This window comes from Streptomyces sp. SCSIO ZS0520, assembly GCF_025643355.1.
Lineage (GTDB): Bacteria > Actinomycetota > Actinomycetes > Streptomycetales > Streptomycetaceae > Streptomyces > Streptomyces physcomitrii.
This window is the reverse complement of record NZ_CP092644.1, coordinates 1,550,542-1,567,297: the sequence shown is the minus strand read 5'-3', so window position 1 is coordinate 1,567,297 and position 16,756 is coordinate 1,550,542. Positions and strand designations below refer to the sequence as shown.

At 74.3% G+C, this 16,756-nt stretch carries 13 protein-coding genes; 9 read left to right on the top strand and 4 right to left on the bottom strand.

All coding sequences use genetic code 11. From position 1 onward, the window contains the following. Window positions 1-8: 8 nt before the first annotated feature. Window positions 9-1,208, bottom strand: coding sequence for a trypsin-like serine peptidase (locus MID12_RS05200; RefSeq protein ID WP_263165140.1), 1,200 nt, complete (start codon window positions 1,206-1,208; stop codon window positions 9-11). Between the two features lie 180 nt (window positions 1,209-1,388). Then, complete coding sequence (locus MID12_RS05195; RefSeq protein WP_040247456.1) at window positions 1,389-2,612, bottom strand: trypsin-like serine peptidase; 1,224 nt, start codon at window positions 2,610-2,612, stop codon at window positions 1,389-1,391. Between the two features lie 293 nt (window positions 2,613-2,905). Between MID12_RS05195 and MID12_RS05190 the strand changes: the two genes are divergently transcribed. From MID12_RS05190 to MID12_RS05180, 3 genes are read left to right on the top strand one after another with little or no spacing between them, the layout of a single operon-like run. Then, window positions 2,906-4,255, top strand: a complete 1,350-nt coding sequence (locus MID12_RS05190) for an aminotransferase class III-fold pyridoxal phosphate-dependent enzyme (RefSeq protein ID WP_263165137.1) — start codon at window positions 2,906-2,908, stop codon at window positions 4,253-4,255. A 5-nt stretch (window positions 4,256-4,260) separates the two neighbouring features. Further along, window positions 4,261-6,195 (top strand): IucA/IucC family protein, encoded by a 1,935-nt coding sequence (locus tag MID12_RS05185; RefSeq protein WP_411576906.1) that lies wholly within the window; start codon window positions 4,261-4,263, stop codon window positions 6,193-6,195. A 38-nt stretch (window positions 6,196-6,233) separates the two neighbouring features. Beyond that, complete coding sequence (locus MID12_RS05180) at window positions 6,234-7,001, top strand: GNAT family N-acetyltransferase (protein ID WP_263165135.1); 768 nt, start codon at window positions 6,234-6,236, stop codon at window positions 6,999-7,001. Between the two features lie 26 nt (window positions 7,002-7,027). On the opposite strand, the gene MID12_RS05175 is transcribed toward MID12_RS05180, so the two are convergent. After that, window positions 7,028-7,450 (bottom strand): tautomerase family protein, encoded by a 423-nt coding sequence (locus MID12_RS05175; protein ID WP_263165133.1) that lies wholly within the window; start codon window positions 7,448-7,450, stop codon window positions 7,028-7,030. A 191-nt stretch (window positions 7,451-7,641) separates the two neighbouring features. Here MID12_RS05175 and MID12_RS05170 point away from each other — a divergent pair, with 191 nt between their 5' ends. The 5 genes from MID12_RS05170 to MID12_RS05150 all read left to right on the top strand — a co-directional run bounded on the left by MID12_RS05170 (window position 7,642) and on the right by MID12_RS05150 (window position 14,687). Beyond that, the gene (locus MID12_RS05170; RefSeq protein WP_263165131.1) at window positions 7,642-7,824 is read left to right on the top strand and encodes a hypothetical protein; all 183 of its coding nucleotides are present in this window, start codon (window positions 7,642-7,644) and stop codon (window positions 7,822-7,824) included. Between the two features lie 357 nt (window positions 7,825-8,181). Then, window positions 8,182-10,176, top strand: coding sequence for an ATP-dependent DNA helicase (locus tag MID12_RS05165; protein WP_040247442.1), 1,995 nt, complete (start codon window positions 8,182-8,184; stop codon window positions 10,174-10,176). A gap of 100 nt (window positions 10,177-10,276) precedes the next feature. Continuing rightward, a complete protein-coding gene (locus MID12_RS05160; protein WP_411576905.1) occupies window positions 10,277-11,119 on the top strand; it encodes a 3-hydroxybutyrate dehydrogenase in 843 nt (280 codons plus the stop codon). Between the two features lie 125 nt (window positions 11,120-11,244). Continuing rightward, complete coding sequence (locus MID12_RS05155) at window positions 11,245-12,651, top strand: MFS transporter (protein ID WP_040247440.1); 1,407 nt, start codon at window positions 11,245-11,247, stop codon at window positions 12,649-12,651. Window positions 12,652-12,716: 65 nt separating this feature from the next. Further along, window positions 12,717-14,687 carry a helix-turn-helix domain-containing protein gene (locus MID12_RS05150; protein WP_263165125.1) on the top strand — a complete coding sequence of 657 codons (1,971 nt, stop codon included), beginning with the start codon at window positions 12,717-12,719 and terminating at the stop codon, window positions 14,685-14,687. A 152-nt stretch (window positions 14,688-14,839) separates the two neighbouring features. On the opposite strand, the gene lexA is transcribed toward MID12_RS05150, so the two are convergent. Then, window positions 14,840-15,637 (bottom strand): transcriptional repressor LexA, encoded by a 798-nt coding sequence (gene lexA, locus MID12_RS05145; protein ID WP_040247437.1) that lies wholly within the window; start codon window positions 15,635-15,637, stop codon window positions 14,840-14,842. 521 nt (window positions 15,638-16,158) lie between these two features. On the opposite strand from lexA, the gene nrdR reads away from it, so the two are divergent. After that, a complete protein-coding gene (nrdR, locus tag MID12_RS05140) occupies window positions 16,159-16,713 on the top strand; it encodes a transcriptional regulator NrdR (protein ID WP_040247435.1) in 555 nt (184 codons plus the stop codon). Window positions 16,714-16,756: the final 43 nt, after the last annotated feature.

Genomic DNA, 16,756 nt, shown 5'->3' with positions numbered 1-16,756 from the left:
GCGCGCGGCTACTGCGAGCCGTACTTCTTGCTCATCATGTCGTAGACGCTCTTGGCGCCCTGGCCGAGCTGCGGTCCGGCCAGCCAGCTGTTGTCCGCCGGGCCCATCGAGGTGTTGGAGACCAGCCGGGACTTGCCGTCCACCGCCCGGAACCAGCCGCCGCCGGAGGAGCCGCCGGTCATGGTGCAGCCGATCCGGTACATGGTCGGCAGCTGGGCGCCGATGGACAGATTGCCGGGCCGGTCGAGGCACTTGTGCATGACCTGGCCGTCGTAGGGCGGGGCCGCCGGGTAGCCCCAGGCGCCCATGGTGCCGATCTCGCGGGCCTCGGGCACGGTGAAGTCGACGTCGAGCGCGTTGCCGACCGTCTCCTCCAGGGACTTGGTGCCCTGCTCGGGCTTGACGTGCATCACCGCGTAGTCGTAGGCGAAGGCGTCGCTGCCGGAGTGCGAGCCGCCCTCGATCCACTCGTTGGAGGTGGCGACCCAGTCCGCCCAGAACTGGCCGTAGGGCTGGATCTCCTGCTGGGTCGCGCTCTGCAGCGCGGCGCCCTGCTTGCCGTTGTCGTTGTACGAGGGCACGAAGGCGATGTTGCGGTACCAGCCGCCCTGGGCACCGGCGTGCACGCAGTGGCCCGCGGTCCACACCAGGTTGGACTTGCCGGGGTTGCGCGGGTCCTTCACGACCGTGCCGGAGCAGACCATCGAGCCCTCGGGGGAGTCGAAGAAGATCTTCCCGACCGGGGCCGCGTAGTCGTGGTACGGCGTCTTCTCACGCTTGGCCTGCACGGGCTGCGGGTCGGGGTCGCTGTAACCGCCGTCGCCGTACGAGCTCTTGGCGGCGAGCGTGGTGCCCGGGTCCTTGGCCTTCTCCATCCGGTCGGGCTTCCACAGCCCCTCGATGACCGGGTTGACGAAGTCCTTGGCCTCCCGCAGCCACTTGTCCTTGTCCCAGTTCTTCCAGCCGCCGTTCGCCCACTTGTCGGCGTCGATCCCGCGCTCTTTGAGGCGGTCCTTCAGATTGCCGGGCAGCTGGACCTTGTCGCCCTCGGTGCCCTGCGAGGCGGCGCCGGACGGCTTGTCCGCGGCCGAGGTGTCGTCGTCGCCCCCGCCGCAGCCGGTCGCGGTGAGCGACAGGGCGGCGATCAGGCCCGTGGCGGCGACCGTCAGGCGCCGGCCCCGGGAGAAGGGCGATCGTATGGAACGCATGGTGCGAAAACCCCCGTGTGTACCGAAAAGTGTCATGTGCTGGTCAGGGCATGGCCTGATCGAGTCCTCGACCCCGTGCCCCGCGGGCCCTACTATGCCGGGCCGATCGCGGACGAACCGGGGCGGGGTGGTGAAGATCTGGCAGTCGACCACCCCGCCCCGGCCCGTTGTCGTATCGCTCTACCGGCCGGCGTACTTCTTGCTCACGGCCTCGTACACGCCCTTGGCCTCCTTGCCCAGGCGCGGACCGGCCAGCCAGCCCGAAGTCACCGGGCCGATCGAGGTGTTGGAGACCAGCGCGGGCTTGCCGTCCGAGCCGGTGGCGAGCCAGCCGCCGCCGGAGGAGCCGCCGGTCATGGTGCAGCCGATCCGGTACATCGTCGGCTGCTCCTCGGTCAGCGACAGACGGCCCGGCTTGTCGGCGCAGGAGAAGAGCTTCTGCCCGTCGTAGGGAGGCGCGGCCGGGTAGCCCTTGGCCTTCATCGACGCGATCTTCGGGACCGCCGGGGCGTCGAAGTCGACCGGCACCGCCGAACCGACCGTCTCCTCCAGGGACTTGCCCTCCTTGCCCTTCTCCGGGGTCACATGGATCACCGCGAAGTCGTACGGCGCGCCCTCGCCGCCGACCGGACCGCCCTGCTCGATCCACTGGTCCGAGGTCTGCACCCAGTCGCCCCACCAGACGCCGTAGGGGGCGATCTCCTCGCGGGTGGCCCGCTCCAGCTCCGAGGTCGGCTTCGCGTCGTTGTTGTACGAGGGCACGAAGGCGATGTTGCGGTACCAGCCGCCCTCCTTGCCCGCGTGCACGCAGTGGCCCGCGGTCCACACCAGGTTGGACTTGCCGGGGTGCGCCGGGTCCTTCACCACGGTCGCCGAGCAGACCATCGAGCCCTTGGGGGAGTCGAAGAGCAGCTTCCCGGCCTCGGGCGCGCTGCCGTGGTAGGGCGCGGCCGCCGCCTCGGCCTTGACCGGCGACGGGGTCGGGTCGGTGACACCCTGGTCGCCGGAGATGTCGTTCTCGTCGACGTCCTTCTCCGGCGGGTTGGCGTCACGCATCCGGTCCGGGTCCCACAGCCCGTCGATGATCGGGTTGATGAAGTCCTTGGCCTCGCGGAGCCACTTGTCCCTGTCCCAGTTCTTCCAGTCGCCGTTCTTCCAGGAGTCCAGGTCGATCCCGCGCTCCTTGAGCCGGTCCCGGATGTCCGCCGGAATCCCGTCGTGCTCGCTGTGGCCCGGGTCCGAGGCGGCGGGGCTGCTCTCGCCGCCCGCGTTGTCGTCCTCGGGCCCGCAGGCGGTCGCGGTCAGGGCAAGTGCCGCACCGAGGGCGAGACTTGCCGCCACCGGGGTTCTGCGGCGCGCGGGGCCTCCCCTGCGCGCGGCGAAGAGCGGGCGTATGGATCGCATGGAGTTGACTCCCCCTGGCTGAAATGAGACGCACCCGCCGGACGGCGAAGCCCCGGCGGACCGGGCGCCGTCCGGCTCTGTGCTGCTGAACGGCCACCCACACTATGCCGGGGCCGTTCGCGGGTTCCGACGGGACGGCAACGGTTCCGTCACGACAAGGATCTTCCGGCCACCCGTGATCCCCCGGCGGATGCGTCGTTGTAGGGGCGGGGGGTCCGCCACCGGTGCCCGGCCCTCCGCGCCGAGCGAAGGCGCAGGCGGCGCCGGTGCGCAGCAGGGGAGGACGAGGACCCGTGGCCCTGACCGAGCCCGCGCACACCCGGGGGTCCCGCGAGCCCGGCCCGCTCCGGAGCGAGGGGCCCGCGGCCGGGCGCCCGCGGAGCCCCCGTGGACACGGCACCCGCGCCGAGCCGGGCGCCCTGCCGATCGTGCCGGTGCGCGCCCGCGGGCTCACCGTGGAGGGCGCCGACGGCCGCCGCTACCTGGACTGCCTCTCCGGCGAGGGCGCGCTCGCCCTCGGGCACAACCACCCCGTGGTGCTCGCGGCGATCCGGGGCGTCCTCGACTCCGGCGAACCCCTCCAGGCGGCCGGTCTCACCAGCCGCCTCCAGGACGCCTTCGTCACCGAACTGTTCAGGACACTGCCGCCGGATCTCGCCGGCCGGGCCCGGGTGCGGTTCTGCTCCCCGGCCGGCGCCCGGGCGGCGGCCGCGGCCCTGCGCCTGGTCCGCCCGGCCACCGGCCGCTCCGCGCTCCTCACCTTCGCCGATGCCCGACAGGACTCCTGCGCGGGCGGCCTGGCCGGGGCCGAGGTGATCCGGCTGCCCGCCCCGCGCGAGCACCCGGGAGACCCGGAGGCCGCCGGACTCCGGGAGGCCGAGGCGCTGCTCGCCGGGACCGGAGGCCGGGCGGGCGGCATCGCGGGCGTACTCCTCGCGCCCGTCCGGGACGAGGGCGGCACCCCGTCCGCCCAGGACGCGTGGCTGCGCCGACTGCGCGCGCTCACCGCCGCCCACGGCGTCCCGCTGCTCACCGACGAGACCAGGACCGGCCTCGGCCGCACCGGGACCTTCTGGGGCGTCGAGCACAGCGGGGTGGTCCCGGACGTGATGGTCCTCGCCGGCGCCCTCGGCGGGGGCCTGCCGCTCGCCGCCCTGGTCCACCGCGAGGAGTACGACGGCGAACTCCCCGACTCCGCCTGCCCGTTCCGCGCCAACCAGCTCGCCCTGGCCGCGGGCGCCGCCACCCTGGCCCACATCCGCCGGGCCGGTCTCGCCGACCGGGCGGCGCGACTCGGCGGGTACCTCCTCGGGCGGCTCCGGTCCCTCGCGGACGGATTCGCGGCCATGGGGGAGGTCCACGGACGGGGGCTGATGATCGGGATCCCGCTCCTCGCACCGGGCGGCGGCGCAGGCGAGCCCCCGGCCCCCGCGCCCCGGCTCGCCCGCCGCGTCCGGTCCGCCTGCCTCGCCCGCGGCCTCCTGGTCGGACTCGGCGGCCCCGACTCCTCGGTCGTACGGCTGCTGCCGCCGCTCACCCTCACCGAGGAGCAGGCCGCGGCCGTGCTCGACCGGCTCGCCGAAGCCCTGTCCGCGGCCCTCACCGCGCCCGCGGACCGCACCTTTCCCACACCCCCGAGGTAGCCCCCGTGAACGCCACGCCCTCATCCGACGGCACCCCCCGCAAGCCCGGCCGGGAGGAGTACGGCCCGCCCGGTGCCGCCGTGCCCCGGCAGGCGGCGGGACCGCGCCCCGTACCGGCGCACCCCGCCCGGGAGGTGCTCGGGCAGGCGGGCGCCGACCTCCTCGACCACCCCGACGCCCGGCTCGCCGCCCAGGGCGCCGCGGCCGAGAACCTGCTGCGCTGCTGGGTGCGCGAACGGCATCCGGCCAAGCCCGAGGGCGGCGTCCTGCGGCTGCCGCTGCCCGCGACCGGCACCGCCCTCCTGGTGCCGGTGCACTACTGGTCGGCCTGCGGCTGGCACCGCTTCGGGCTGCCCCGCCTGGAGGGCGCCCCGGCCGCCGCGCCACCGCTCGACGCGGTCGCCCTCGCGGCCCTGCTCGGCGCCGAGGGCGCGGATCCCGCGCCCGCCGAACAGGGCCGGGTGCCGGGCCAGGGGACCGGGCGCCGCGCCTCGCTGCCCTCCCCGGACGCCACCGAACTCGTCGCCAGGGTCGCCGACTCGGTGCGCCGCACCGCCGGATTCCTCGCCGGCCGCCGCGCCCGCCCCGGCGACCAGCCCGACCTCTTCCTCGCCGCCGAGCAGTCCCTCGTCCTCGGGCACCCCCTGCACCCCGCGCCGAAGAGCAGGGAGGGCTTCTCCGAGGCCGAGGGGGAGCGGTACGCGCCCGAACTGCGCGGCAGCTTCCCCCTGCACTGGATCGCCGTCCACCACTCCGTGCTGCGCGCCGACTCCGCGTGGACCGAGCGCGGCCGGGCCGTACCCGCCGAGACCCTCGCCGCCCGGCTCGGCGGCCGGGACCTCGTACTGCCGGAAGGATTCGCCGCCCTGCCCGCGCACCCCTGGCAGATCCGGGAATTGCGCCACCGGGAGGACGTCGGCGCCCTCTTCTCCGCGGGGCTGCTCCTCGACCTCGGGGCGCACGGCGACCCCTGGAGCCCCACCTCCTCGGTGCGCACCGTCTACCGCACCGGCGCCCCCGCCATGCTCAAGCTCTCGCTCGGCGTGCGGATCACCAACTCCCGCCGCGAGAACCTGCGCAAGGAACTCCACCGCGGGGTCGAGGTGCACCGGCTGCTGCGCGGCGGGCTCGCGGCGCGCTGGCGGCAGCGGCACCCCGGCTTCGACATCGTGCGCGACCCCGCCTGGCTCGGCGTCGACGGACCGGACGGCACGCCCCTCACCGGGCTCGACGTGGTGATCCGGCACAACCCCTTCGGCCCCGGCGACGACGTGGCCTGCGTCGCGGGCTTCCTCGCCCCGCGCCCCGTCGGGGACGGCACCGGCCCGCTGCGCTCCCGCCTCGCCGAGACGGTCGGCCGCCTCGCGGCCCGCACCGGGGCGCCCCTGCACGCGGTCTCCGCCGAATGGTTCCTGCGCTATTTGGAACAGGTCGTACGGCCCGTGCTCTGGCTGGACGGCGAGGCGGGCATCGCCCTGGAGGCGCACCAGCAGAACACCCTGCTGCTCCTCGACCCGGAGGGCTGGCCCGCGGGCGGCCGCTACCGCGACAACCAGGGCTACTACTTCCGCGAGTCCAGACGGGCCGAACTCTCCGCGCTGCTCCCCGGCGTCGGCGAGGCCGGGGACACCTTCGTCGCCGACGCCGTGACCGACGAGCGCTTCGCCTACTACCTCGGCATCAACAACGTCCTCGGCCTCATCGGCGCCTTCGGCTCCCAGGGCCTGGCCGAGGAGGAACTCCTGCTCGCCGCCTTCCGCCGCTTCCTCACCGAGGCGGCGGGCAGCGGGCGTTCGGCCCTGCCCGCCCAGCTCCTGGACGCGCCCGTACTGCGCTGCAAGGCGAACCTGCTCACCCGGCTGCGCGGACTGGACGAACTGGTCGGCCCGGTCGACACCCAGTCCGTCTACGTCACCCTCGCCAACCCCCTGCTGCCCTGACCCCGCCGCCGTTCCCGGCCGCCCCCGAGGAGCCCGCCGTGCCCCCTGCCGAAGCCGGTACGAGTCCCGGCACCTCCGCTGCCTCGGGGGCCGGACCCCGCCGGGCCCCGGCGGTTGCGGACACCGCGGGCCCCGAGGACACCCTCGAACTGTGGCTGCCCGCCGAGTTCACCCAGCTCTTCCTCTCCCGCCCGGCCGAGCCCGCCGCCGGATCGGCGGGCGAGGACCTGCTCGACGGGGTCGCCGGATGGGGGCCCGCCCGTACCGCCTTCGGCGAGTTCCAGCTCGAACCGGTGCGCCCGGAGCGGGACCTGGCGCTCCTGAGCCGCTGGATGAACGACCCCGCCGTGGACGAGTTCTGGGAACTGGCGGGACCCGAGGAGACCACCGCCGCGCATCTGCTGCCCCAATTGGAGGGCGACGGCCGCAGCCTGCCCTGCCTGGGACTCCTGGACGGCGCCCCCATGAGCTACTGGGAGCTCTACCGGGCCGACCTCGACCCGCTGGCCCGCCACTACCCGGCCCGTCCGCACGACACCGGTGTCCATCTGCTCATCGGCGCCGTGGGCGACCGCGGCCGGGGCCTCGGGAGCACCCTGCTGCGCGCCGTCGCGGACCTCGTCCTCGCGCACCGCCCCCGCTGCACCCGGATCCTCGCCGAGCCGGACCTGCGCAACACGCCCTCCGTGGCGGCCTTTCTGAGTGCTGGGTTCCGGCTGAGCGCCGAGGTCGACCTCCCCGGCAAGCGCGCCGCCCTGATGGTGCGCGAACGCGCCCTGCGCTCGGCCCTGACCCCGCCCCGGTAACCCCGGCCCGGGCAGCGTGCCGGGGCTCAGTAGGGAACCGGCCGGTTCTCCCGGAACCACAGCCGCTCCGCCTCGCTCCCGGTCGGCGGCGGCGCCAGCCCGTCGATCCTCCACAGGTCGCGGGGCGTCTCGTCGATGTGGAACTCGTAGGAGAGCCCGCGCTCCCTGGTGTACGGGTCGAGGATGCCGCTGATCGCCTCGCAGGTCCTGCGGCGGAACTCGGGGTCGTCCGAGTGCCGGGCGATGTGCTCGACGACCACGCGGACCGTGTTCCCGGCGGGTTCGCCGCCGACCAGGAAGGAGGACTCCTCGACCGGGTGGAAGAGGGCGACGACGTAGAAGGGGGGCAGGCCGAAGCGGGTGTAGAGCGCGGTGACCTCACCCGCGAGCTTCTTCCTGTCCTCGGCGGACCAGGCACCGGGCGGATGGTGGAAGTGCCACAACGGCATGGCGACGGGACCTCTCGACTGGTGGCGTCAGCGGGGGAGTCGGGGCGGTGTCCGGGGAGCGGTTCCGCCCGGGAGCGTGCCGGATCACGGCCCGCGGCGGGCCGCGGTGCGGGCCGCCGACGCGAGCGGGCCCGCCCCGGCGATCCGCTGCACACGGCCTACGCCGAGGGCTGCGCGAACTGGCGGCGGGCGTGGCCGGGTTGGCGCGGACCCCGGGCGGCGAGGGGGTGGACGAGAACCGGGCGCTCGCCGAACTGTTTACCCTCGTCGGCGCGCTGGTCCTCTCCCGGGCCGGCGCGGGCGAGGAGATCTCGGAGCGCATCCTGACCGCGATCCTCGACCGGCTCACCCGCGAGGAGGGGGCGGGGGACTGACCTCCGGGCCGCCGGGCTGCCGGTCCGCGCCGTCCGGCCGTCCGCCGGGGCCGCGGGGCCGCTCAGGGCTGACCGCCGTCGGCACCGTACGACCGGTCCGCCTGCCCACCGGTCTGCCTGCCCACTGGTCCGCCGGTCCACCGGTCCGCGCCGTCCGGCCGTCCGCCGGGCCGCCACCGCTGCCCGCGCCCGGGCTCACGGCCGTCTTCCCGCGGGTGCCCGGTGGCCCGCCGCCGCGGCCCGGCCGACCACTCGGGACGCCCTCCCACATGCCGGTTCGAACCCCTCCCCGCCTCCGGTGCACCGGGCCCGGGAGGCGGGCGCGCTGTCAGTGCCACGTCGTAGGCTGGTCGCCCTATGACGTCCTCGCGCCCCACACTCCCCGAGCTTCTGCACGCCGCCGTCGAAGCGGTCGGCGGCACCGAGCGACCTGGCCAGGTGGCCATGGCCGAAGCCGTCGGCGACGCCATCGACGACGGCTCCCACCTGCTGATCCAGGCGGGCACCGGCACCGGCAAGTCCCTCGGCTACCTGGTCCCCGCGCTGGCCCACGGCGAGCCGGTGGTCGTCGCCACCGCGACCCTGGCCCTCCAACGCCAGCTGGTCCAGCGCGACCTGCCGCGCACCGTGGACGCGCTCCATCCGCTGCTGCGCCGCAGGCCCGAGTTCGCGATGCTCAAGGGCCGCTCGAACTACCTGTGCCTGCACCGGCTGCACGAGGGCATGCCGCAGGAGGAAGAGGAGGGCCTCTTCGACCAGTTCGAGGCCGCCGCGCCCTCCAGCAAGCTCGGCCAGGACCTGCTGCGGCTGCGCGACTGGTCCGACGAGACCGAGACCGGCGACCGCGACGACCTCACCCCCGGCGTCTCCGACCGGGCCTGGGCCCAGGTCGCGGTCTCCTCCCGCGAGTGTCTGGGCGCGAGCCGCTGCGCGTACGGCGCCGAGTGCTTCGCGGAGAACGCCCGCGAGCGCGCCAAGCTCTCCGACGTGGTCGTCACCAACCACGCCCTGCTCGCCATCGACGCCATCGAGGGCGCCCCGGTGCTGCCCAAGCACGGCGTCCTCATCGTCGACGAGGCGCATGAACTCGTCTCCCGGGTGACCGGCGTGGCCACCGGCGAGCTGACCCCGGGGCAGGTCAACCGGGCGGTCCGCCGCGCCGCCAAACTGGTCGACGAGAAGATCGCCGACCAGATGCAGACCGCCGCCGAGGGCTTCGAGCGCCTCATGGAGCTGGCCCTGCCCGGCCGCCTCGAAACCGTCCCCGAGGACCTCTCGTACGCGATGCTGGCGATGCGGGACGCCGCCCGCAATGTGGTCTCCGCGCTCGGCCGGACCCGCGACAAGTCCGTGCAGGACGAGGACGCGGTGCGCAAGATGGCGCTCGCCTCCATGGAGACCGTGCACGATGTCGCGGAGCGGATCACCCAGGGCTCGGAGTACGACGTCGTCTGGTACGAGCGCCACGACCGCTTCGGCGCCTCGGTGAAGGTCGCCCCCATGTCCGTCTCCGGGCTGCTGCGCGAGAAGCTGTTCGCGGAGCGCTCGGTGGTCCTCACCTCCGCCACCCTCAAGCTCGGCGGCGACTTCAACGGCGTCGGCGCCTCCCTCGGCCTCGCCCCGGAGGGCACGGTCACCCCCGAGGGCACGGAGGACACCCCCGCCCCGGTGTGGAAGGGCCTCGACGTCGGCTCGCCCTTCGACTACCCGAGGCAGGGCATCCTGTACGTGGCCTCGCACCTCTCCCGCCCCGCCCGGGACGCGGACCGGCGCGACATGCTCGACGAACTGACCGAGCTGATCCAGGCGGCGGGCGGCCGCACCCTCGGCCTCTTCTCCTCGATGCGCGCCGCCCAGCTCGCCGCGGAGGAACTGCGCGCCCGCATCCCGGAGTTCCCGATCCTGCTCCAGGGCGAGGAGACCCTCGGCGAGCTGATCAAGAACTTCGCGGCGGACGAGAAGACCTGCCTCTTCGGCACCCTCTCGCTCTGGCAGGGCGTCGATGTCCCGGGCCCCGCCTGCCAGTTGGTGGTGATGGACAAGATCCCCTTCCCGCGCCCCGACGACCCGCTGATGAGCGCCCGGCAGAAGGCGGTCGAGGAGGCCGGGGGCAACGGCTTCATGGCGATCGCCGCCACCCACGCCGCCCTGCTCATGGCCCAGGGCGCGGGCCGCCTGGTCCGCGCCGCCGGCGATCGCGGCGTGGTGGCGGTCCTCGACCCCCGCCTGGCCACCGCCCGGTACGGCAGCTATCTGCGCGCCTCGATGCCCGCCTTCTGGTACACCACCGACCGCAACCAGGCCCGCAGGTCCCTGGCCGCCATCGACGCGGCGGCGCGCGCCACCTCCTAGGGCGCCGCGGTGGGTATGGCTGTGCCCGCCACGACCGCGCCGCCAACTATGGCGGTCGGCCCCATGTCCGGGACACCGCGCCGTTCCTACGGTGACGGCCATGGAGAGCACCCGCGGTCCCCAGGCCCGCCCGCCGCAGCCCACCGCCGACGCGCCCGCAGCCGAGCAGGGCCACGCCGGGCTCCCGCTGCCGGGCGGCCGGTTCCTGGCCGGCCGCACCGCACTCGTCACCGGGGCGGCCAGCGGCATCGGGCGCTCCTGCGCCTACGCCCTCGCCGCCGCCGGGGCCCATGTCCACGTGGTCGACCGCGCCGCGGACGAGGCCAAGGCGGTCGCCGAGGAGACCGGCGGCACCGTGCACCCGGTCGACCTCGCCGACCCCGAGGCGGTGGACGCCCTGCCCGCCGAGGTCGACATCGTGGTCAACAACGCGGGCTTCCAGCACATCGCCCCCCTGCACGAGTTCCCGCCCGAGCGCTTCGCCGCCATCCAGCGCGTGATGGTGGAGGCCCCCTTCCGCATCCTGCGCCAGACCCTGCCCCATATGTACGACCGCGGCTGGGGCCGGATCGTCAACATCTCCTCCGTGCACGGGCTGCGCGCCTCCCCGTTCAAGTCCGCGTACGTCACCGCCAAGCACGCCCTCGAAGGGCTCAGCAAGGTGACCGCCCTGGAGGGCGCCCCGCACGGGGTCACCAGCAACTGCCTGTGCCCCGGCTATGTCCGCACCCCCCTGGTGACCGAGCAGATCGCCGCCCAGTCCCGCGCGCACGGCATCCCCGAGGCCCAGGTCCTCGACGAGGTCCTGCTCGCCACCTCCGCCGTGAAGCGGCTGGTGGAACCCGAGGAGGTGGCCGGCGCCGCCCTGTGGCTCTGCGGCCCGCTCAGCGCCTCGGTCACCGGCATGTCCCTGCCCATGGACGGCGGCTGGACGGCCCGCTGAACCGCCGCCGCCCCTGAACACCCGTACCACCGAAGGCTCTTCGCCCGCTCCCCGCACCGGTCGCGGCCGCCCCGCGCACCCGGACCTCCCGCACCCCCGTCCCCTCCCCGAGAACGGTGACACCCATGGCCAGCGCTCCCGCCGACGCCGGACCCCCCGGCACCGCACCCACCAGCCCCCGGGCCCTGCGCAAGGTCGTCGCAGCCAGCCTCATCGGTACCACCGTGGAGTGGTACGACTACTTCCTGTACGGATCCGCCGCCGCCCTGGTCTTCGGCAAGGTCTTCTTCCCGGAGTCCGACCCGCTCACCGGCACCCTGCTCTCCTTCCTCACCTACGCCATCGGCTTCGCCGCCCGGCCGCTCGGCGCCCTGGTCTTCGGGCACTACGGCGACCGGATCGGCCGCAAGAAGCTCCTGGTCGTCAGCCTGCTGATGATGGGCGGCGCCACCACCCTGATCGGCTGCGTCCCCGGCTACAACACCATCGGCATCGCGGCGCCCATCCTGCTCACCCTGCTCCGGGTGGTGCAGGGCTTCGCCCTCGGCGGCGAGTGGGGCGGGGCGGTGCTCCTGGTCTCCGAGCACGGTGACGCCCGGCGCCGCGGCTTCTGGGCCTCCTGGCCGCAGGGCGGCGCCCCCGCCGGAAACCTCATCGCGGTCGGGGTGCTCTCCCTGATGACCACCCTGCTCAGCGACGAGGCCTTCAACAGCTGGGGCTGGCGGGTGCCCTTCCTGCTCTCCGCGGTCCTGGTCGGCATCGGCATGTGGATCCGGCTCGCGGTCGACGAGTCCCCGCTGTTCAAGGAGGCGCTGGCCCGCTCCGAGCGCCGCAAGGCCGAGCAGGGCGCCGTCGAGCAGCCGCCGATGCTGGCGGTGGTGCGCCACCACTGGCGGGACATCCTCGTCGCCATGGGCGCCCGGATGGCGGAGAACATCTCGTACTACCTGATCACCACCTTCGTCCTCGCCTACTGCGTGGACCACCTCGAACTCGGCAAGCAGACCGCGCTGAACGCCGTCCTGATCGGCTCCGCCGTGCAGTTCTGCCTGATCCCGCTCTTCGGCGCGCTCTCCGACCGGGTCGGCCGCAAACCGGTCTACTTCGTGGGCGCCCTCGGCGTCGGCGTCTGGACCTGGTTCTTCTTCGCCCTCCTGGACACCAAGTCCTTCCCCGCCCTGGTCCTCGCGGTCACCGTCGGACTGGTCTTCCACAGCGCGATGTACGCCCCGCAGGCCGCCTTCTTCTCCGAGCTGTTCGCGACCCGGATGCGGTACTCGGGGGCCTCCATCGGCGCCCAGTTCTCCTCCGTCGCGGCCGGGGCGCCCGCCCCGCTGATCGCCACCGCCCTGCTCTCCGGCTACGGCACCTCCACCCCGATCTCCGTCTATATGACGCTGGCCGCCGTGCTCACCCTGGTGGCCCTGCTCGCCGCCCGGGAGACCCGCGGCCGGGACCTGTCCGCGGTGGAACCCGGCGCCCCCGAGGAACCCCGCCCGACGGCCGGGAAGGCGGCCGCCACCCGCAGGTGAGGGCCAGGAGGGGACCGCCGCCCCGGTCCCCTCCCCGCCCCCGTTCTGACACGATGGCCCGCACCATGCGCGAACCCGCCCCCTCCCTCGCCCCCCACCTGCGCAGGCTGCTCGACCTCCTCGACCGGGACGCGCCCGCGGAGGACTTCGGCGCCCTGCTCGCCGCCGCCCGCGGCGAGGGCCTGCGCCCGCCCGCCCTGGACACCCTCGAAGGAGCCGCGCAGACCGCCCTGCGCATCCGCCGCACCCTGCACCAGCACCGGCGCCGGGAGACGGAGCTGTCCGCCCTCTTCGACACCGCCGGGGACCTCGCCGCCCTGCGCGAACTCGACGCCGTCCTGCGCTCCATCGTCCGCCGCGCCCGCACCCTGCTCGGCACCGACACCGCGTACCTCACGCTCCCCGACGAGGCCGCGGGCGACACCTATATGCGGGTCACCGACGGCAGCGTCTCCCCGGTCTTCCAGAACCTGCGCCTGGAGCTCGGCGAGGGCCTCGGCGGGCTCGTCGCGCAGACCGCCCGGCCCTACGCCACCGCCGACTACCCGACCGACAGCCGCTTCCGGCACACCTCGAACATCGACAACGGGGTGAGCGAGGAGGGTTTGGTCGCCATCCTCGGGGTGCCGCTGCTGCTCGGCTCGGACGCGGCGGAGGGCGGCAAGGTGATCGGCGTCCTCTTCGCCGCGGACCGCTCGCCGCGGTCCTTCAGCCCCGAGGAGGTGGCGCTGCTCGGCTCGCTCGCCGCGCACGCCGCCATCGCCATCGACACCGCGCACGCCATCGAGAACGCCCGCCGGGCACTGGCCGAACTCGCCGAGGCCAACGCCGTCATCCGGGAGCACTCCGCCGCCATGCAGCGGGCCGAGGAGGCCCACGACCGGCTCAGCGACCTGGTGCTCGGCGGCGGCGACATCGCGGACGTGGCCGCCGCCGTCGCCTCCCTCTTCCGCGGCCCGATCACCATCCACGACCCGGAGGGCCGCACCCTCGCCGCGGTCGGCGGCACCGGGGGCGGGGCCTACCGGGGGGCCGCCGCGGCGCCCTTCGCCACCCGCGCCGCCGAGGAGTCGCGGGCCGCGGGCCGCGCGGTGTACCGGGACGGCCGCTGGGTGTGCGCGGTGCTCGCCGGGGCCCAGCTCCTCGGCTCGCTGGTCCTGCACGAGCGGGCCGAGCTGAGCGACCCGGACCGCCGCCTCTTCGAACGCGCCGGGGTGGTGACGGCGCTCCTGCTGCTGCTGCGCCGCTCCGTCGCGGAGACCGAGAACCGGGTACGCGGCGAACTCGTCGCCGATCTCCTCGCCGCCCCCGACCGCGATCCGGACGGACTCGTCGCCCGCGGCCACCGGCTCGGCCTCGACCTCACCCGCCCCCTCCTGGTGCTCGCCGCCGAGGCCCCCGCCGAGAGCCGCGCCCGGCTCGCCGCCGCGGCCCCGCAGTACCTCTTCGGCGGCGAGGGCATCGGCGCCGAACACGGCCAGCGCGTCGTCCTGCTGCTGCCGTACGAGGGCACCGAGCCCGGCACCGCCGCCCGGGCCGCGGCGGCGGACCTCAGCCACCGGCTCGGCGTCCCGGTCACCGTGGCGGGGGCGGGCCCGGCCGCCGGTCCGCCCGAGCTGGCCGTGGCCCACGCCGAGGCGGTGCGCTGCCTGCGGGCCCTGCACATCCTGGGGCGGACCGGCGAGGGCGCCTGCGCGGCGGAGCTGGGCTTCCTCGGGGTGCTGCTCGGCGACAGCCACGACGTCGACGGCTTCGTACGGGCGGCGCTCGGCGCGCTCCTGGCCTACGACCGGCGCCGGGGGACCGAGCTGGTGCGCACCCTGGGGGCCTACTTCGCCTCCGGCGGCAGCCTGACCCGTACCAAGGACGTCCTGCACGTGCACGTCAATACGGTGGTGCAGCGGCTCGACCGGATCGGCGCCCTGCTCGGCAAGGACTGGAACAGCCCCGAGCGGGCCCTGGAACTCCAACTCGCCCTGCGGCTGCACCAGTTGGCGGAGGGCTCACCGGACTCACCTCCGGCCGCGGAATCCTGAGCCGGTCGCGACGCGCGTGACGACCGGCCGCGGAACCCTGAGCCGGTCCGCGGGCGGATGGCGATGTCACACAACCGACCCCGGAACCGGCGCAGTTGGTTCCGGGGTCGGCAGGGACGGCGCGCGATGGCGCCGGGGCCAGGGAGGAGAGGTCAGACGCGGCGCAGGACCGCGACCACCTTGCCGAGGATGGTGGCCTCGTCGCCGTTGATGGGCTGGTAGGCCGTGTTGTGGGGGAGCAGCCAGACATGGCCGTCCTCCCGCTTGAAGCGCTTGACGGTGGCCTCGCCGTCCAGCATGGCCGCTACGATGTCGCCGTTCTCCGCGACCGGCTGGCGGCGCACCGTCACCCAGTCCCCGTCGCAGATCGCGGCGTCGATCATCGAGTCGCCGACCACCTTCAGGACGAACAGCTCGCCGTCGCCGACCAGTTGGCGCGGGAGCGGGAAGACGTCCTCGACGGACTCCTCCGCGAGGATCGGGCCACCCGCGGCGATCCGGCCGACCAGCGGTACGTACGAGGCGGCTGGCTTGCCGCTGGTGTCGGTGGGCTGCACGCTCGGCGTGTCCGAGCCGCGGACCTCGTAGGCGCGCGGGCGGTGCGGGTCCCGGCGCAGGAAGCCCTTGCGCTCCAGGGCCATCAGCTGGTGGGCCACCGAGGAGGTGCTGGACAGGCCGACGGCCTGGCCGATCTCGCGCATCGACGGCGGGTACCCCCGGCGCTGCACGGAGTCGCGGATCACCTCGATCACCCGCCGCTGGCGGTCGGTGAGCCCCGAGCTGTCGGCCCTGATCCCGGGTGGCCTGCCGGGCAGGGAGCGCGCGGGGCGCGGCCCCTCCTGGTGTGGTGCCTGGTTCCTCGCTGCGTCGTTCATGGCATGCACCGGCTCGAATCGGCCCGGGGAACGGTCCTGGGCAGTGATGGCTGCACTGTCTGCGCTGGTGGTCACGTCGGCCCCTCTCGGCATCTTCTCCCTGGTTGGACAACGGTAGTTGCTTTCGAAAGGTTGCGCCAAACACACGTTCGAGTGAAAAAGCGGAGATTACCTGACGTGATCATGTGCACCGGTGTAGGGAACCCCTCCCGGGAGGCCTCCGGGTCCGTCGAGTACGCTGCACCGCCGTGACCGGGGCCGCCGCCCCGCCCTCGGCCGCGGGCAAGTCTGCCACCTGGCGGGCCGCGGGATCCGTACCGCCCCGCGCAACCGGCGCCCGCCCGCCGGCCCCGTGCTGCCGGTGTGTGACCCGGCGTGCGCGGCCGGTTCCCAACTCCCTGCGGCGACACGCGAGATGACGCGGAAATTCGCGCCGCGACACCATATCTAGTGGTTGGATTGCGGCAGCGGCCCAGAAGTTGTGCTGCGTGGTCTTGGAGTACCGGCGGGATCGCCTATGCTGGGCACTGCTTCCGCGGGGCCTCAACGGCCCCTCGGTGTCGAGGATTCGTGCGTGCGAAGGAGCGTCGAGAGTTATGCACTGCCCCTTCTGCAGGCACCCCGACAGCCGTGTGGTCGACAGCAGGACCACCGACGACGGCACCTCCATCAGGAGGCGCCGCCAGTGCCCCGACTGCTCGCGGCGGTTCACCACCGTCGAGACCTGTTCACTGATAGTGATCAAACGCAGCGGCGTCACGGAACCGTTCAGCCGCACCAAGGTGATCAACGGGGTGCGGAAAGCCTGCCAGGGCCGTCCGGTCACCGAGGACGCCCTCGCACAGCTCGGGCAGCGCGTCGAAGAGGCCGTGCGTGCCACCGGCAGTGCCGAGCTGACGACCCACGACGTGGGCCTCGCCATACTCGGCCCGCTGCAGGAACTCGACCTCGTCGCCTATCTGCGGTTCGCGTCCGTCTACCGGGCGTTCGACTCGCTGGAGGACTTCGAGGCCGCCATCGTCGAACTGAGGAACGGCCTCGCGCGCGGCTCCGCCGCCCGGCAGCAGGACGCCGGGCAGTCACGCGAGGCGAGCGACAGCGGACACGGGGTGACCGACGGCGCCCCCGTGCCCGCGGCGACGGCCGACTGACCGCACGCCCCGCCGCCCGCCAGACGGGCGGTGAAGGGGCAGG

Coding starts and splice junctions, on each gene's coding strand:
- MID12_RS05155 (WP_040247440.1), top strand. CDS start 11,245: ATGGCCAGCGCTCCCGCCGACGCCGGACCCCCCGGCACCGCACCCACC.
- MID12_RS05165 (WP_040247442.1), top strand. CDS start 8,182: ATGACGTCCTCGCGCCCCACACTCCCCGAGCTTCTGCACGCCGCCGTC.
- MID12_RS05150 (WP_263165125.1), top strand. CDS start 12,717: ATGCGCGAACCCGCCCCCTCCCTCGCCCCCCACCTGCGCAGGCTGCTC.
- nrdR (WP_040247435.1), top strand. CDS start 16,159: ATGCACTGCCCCTTCTGCAGGCACCCCGACAGCCGTGTGGTCGACAGC.
- MID12_RS05200 (WP_263165140.1), bottom strand. CDS start 1,208: ATGCGTTCCATACGATCGCCCTTCTCCCGGGGCCGGCGCCTGACGGTC.
- MID12_RS05195 (WP_040247456.1), bottom strand. CDS start 2,612: ATGCGATCCATACGCCCGCTCTTCGCCGCGCGCAGGGGAGGCCCCGCG.
- MID12_RS05175 (WP_263165133.1), bottom strand. CDS start 7,450: ATGCCGTTGTGGCACTTCCACCATCCGCCCGGTGCCTGGTCCGCCGAG.
- MID12_RS05160 (WP_411576905.1), top strand. CDS start 10,277: ATGGAGAGCACCCGCGGTCCCCAGGCCCGCCCGCCGCAGCCCACCGCC.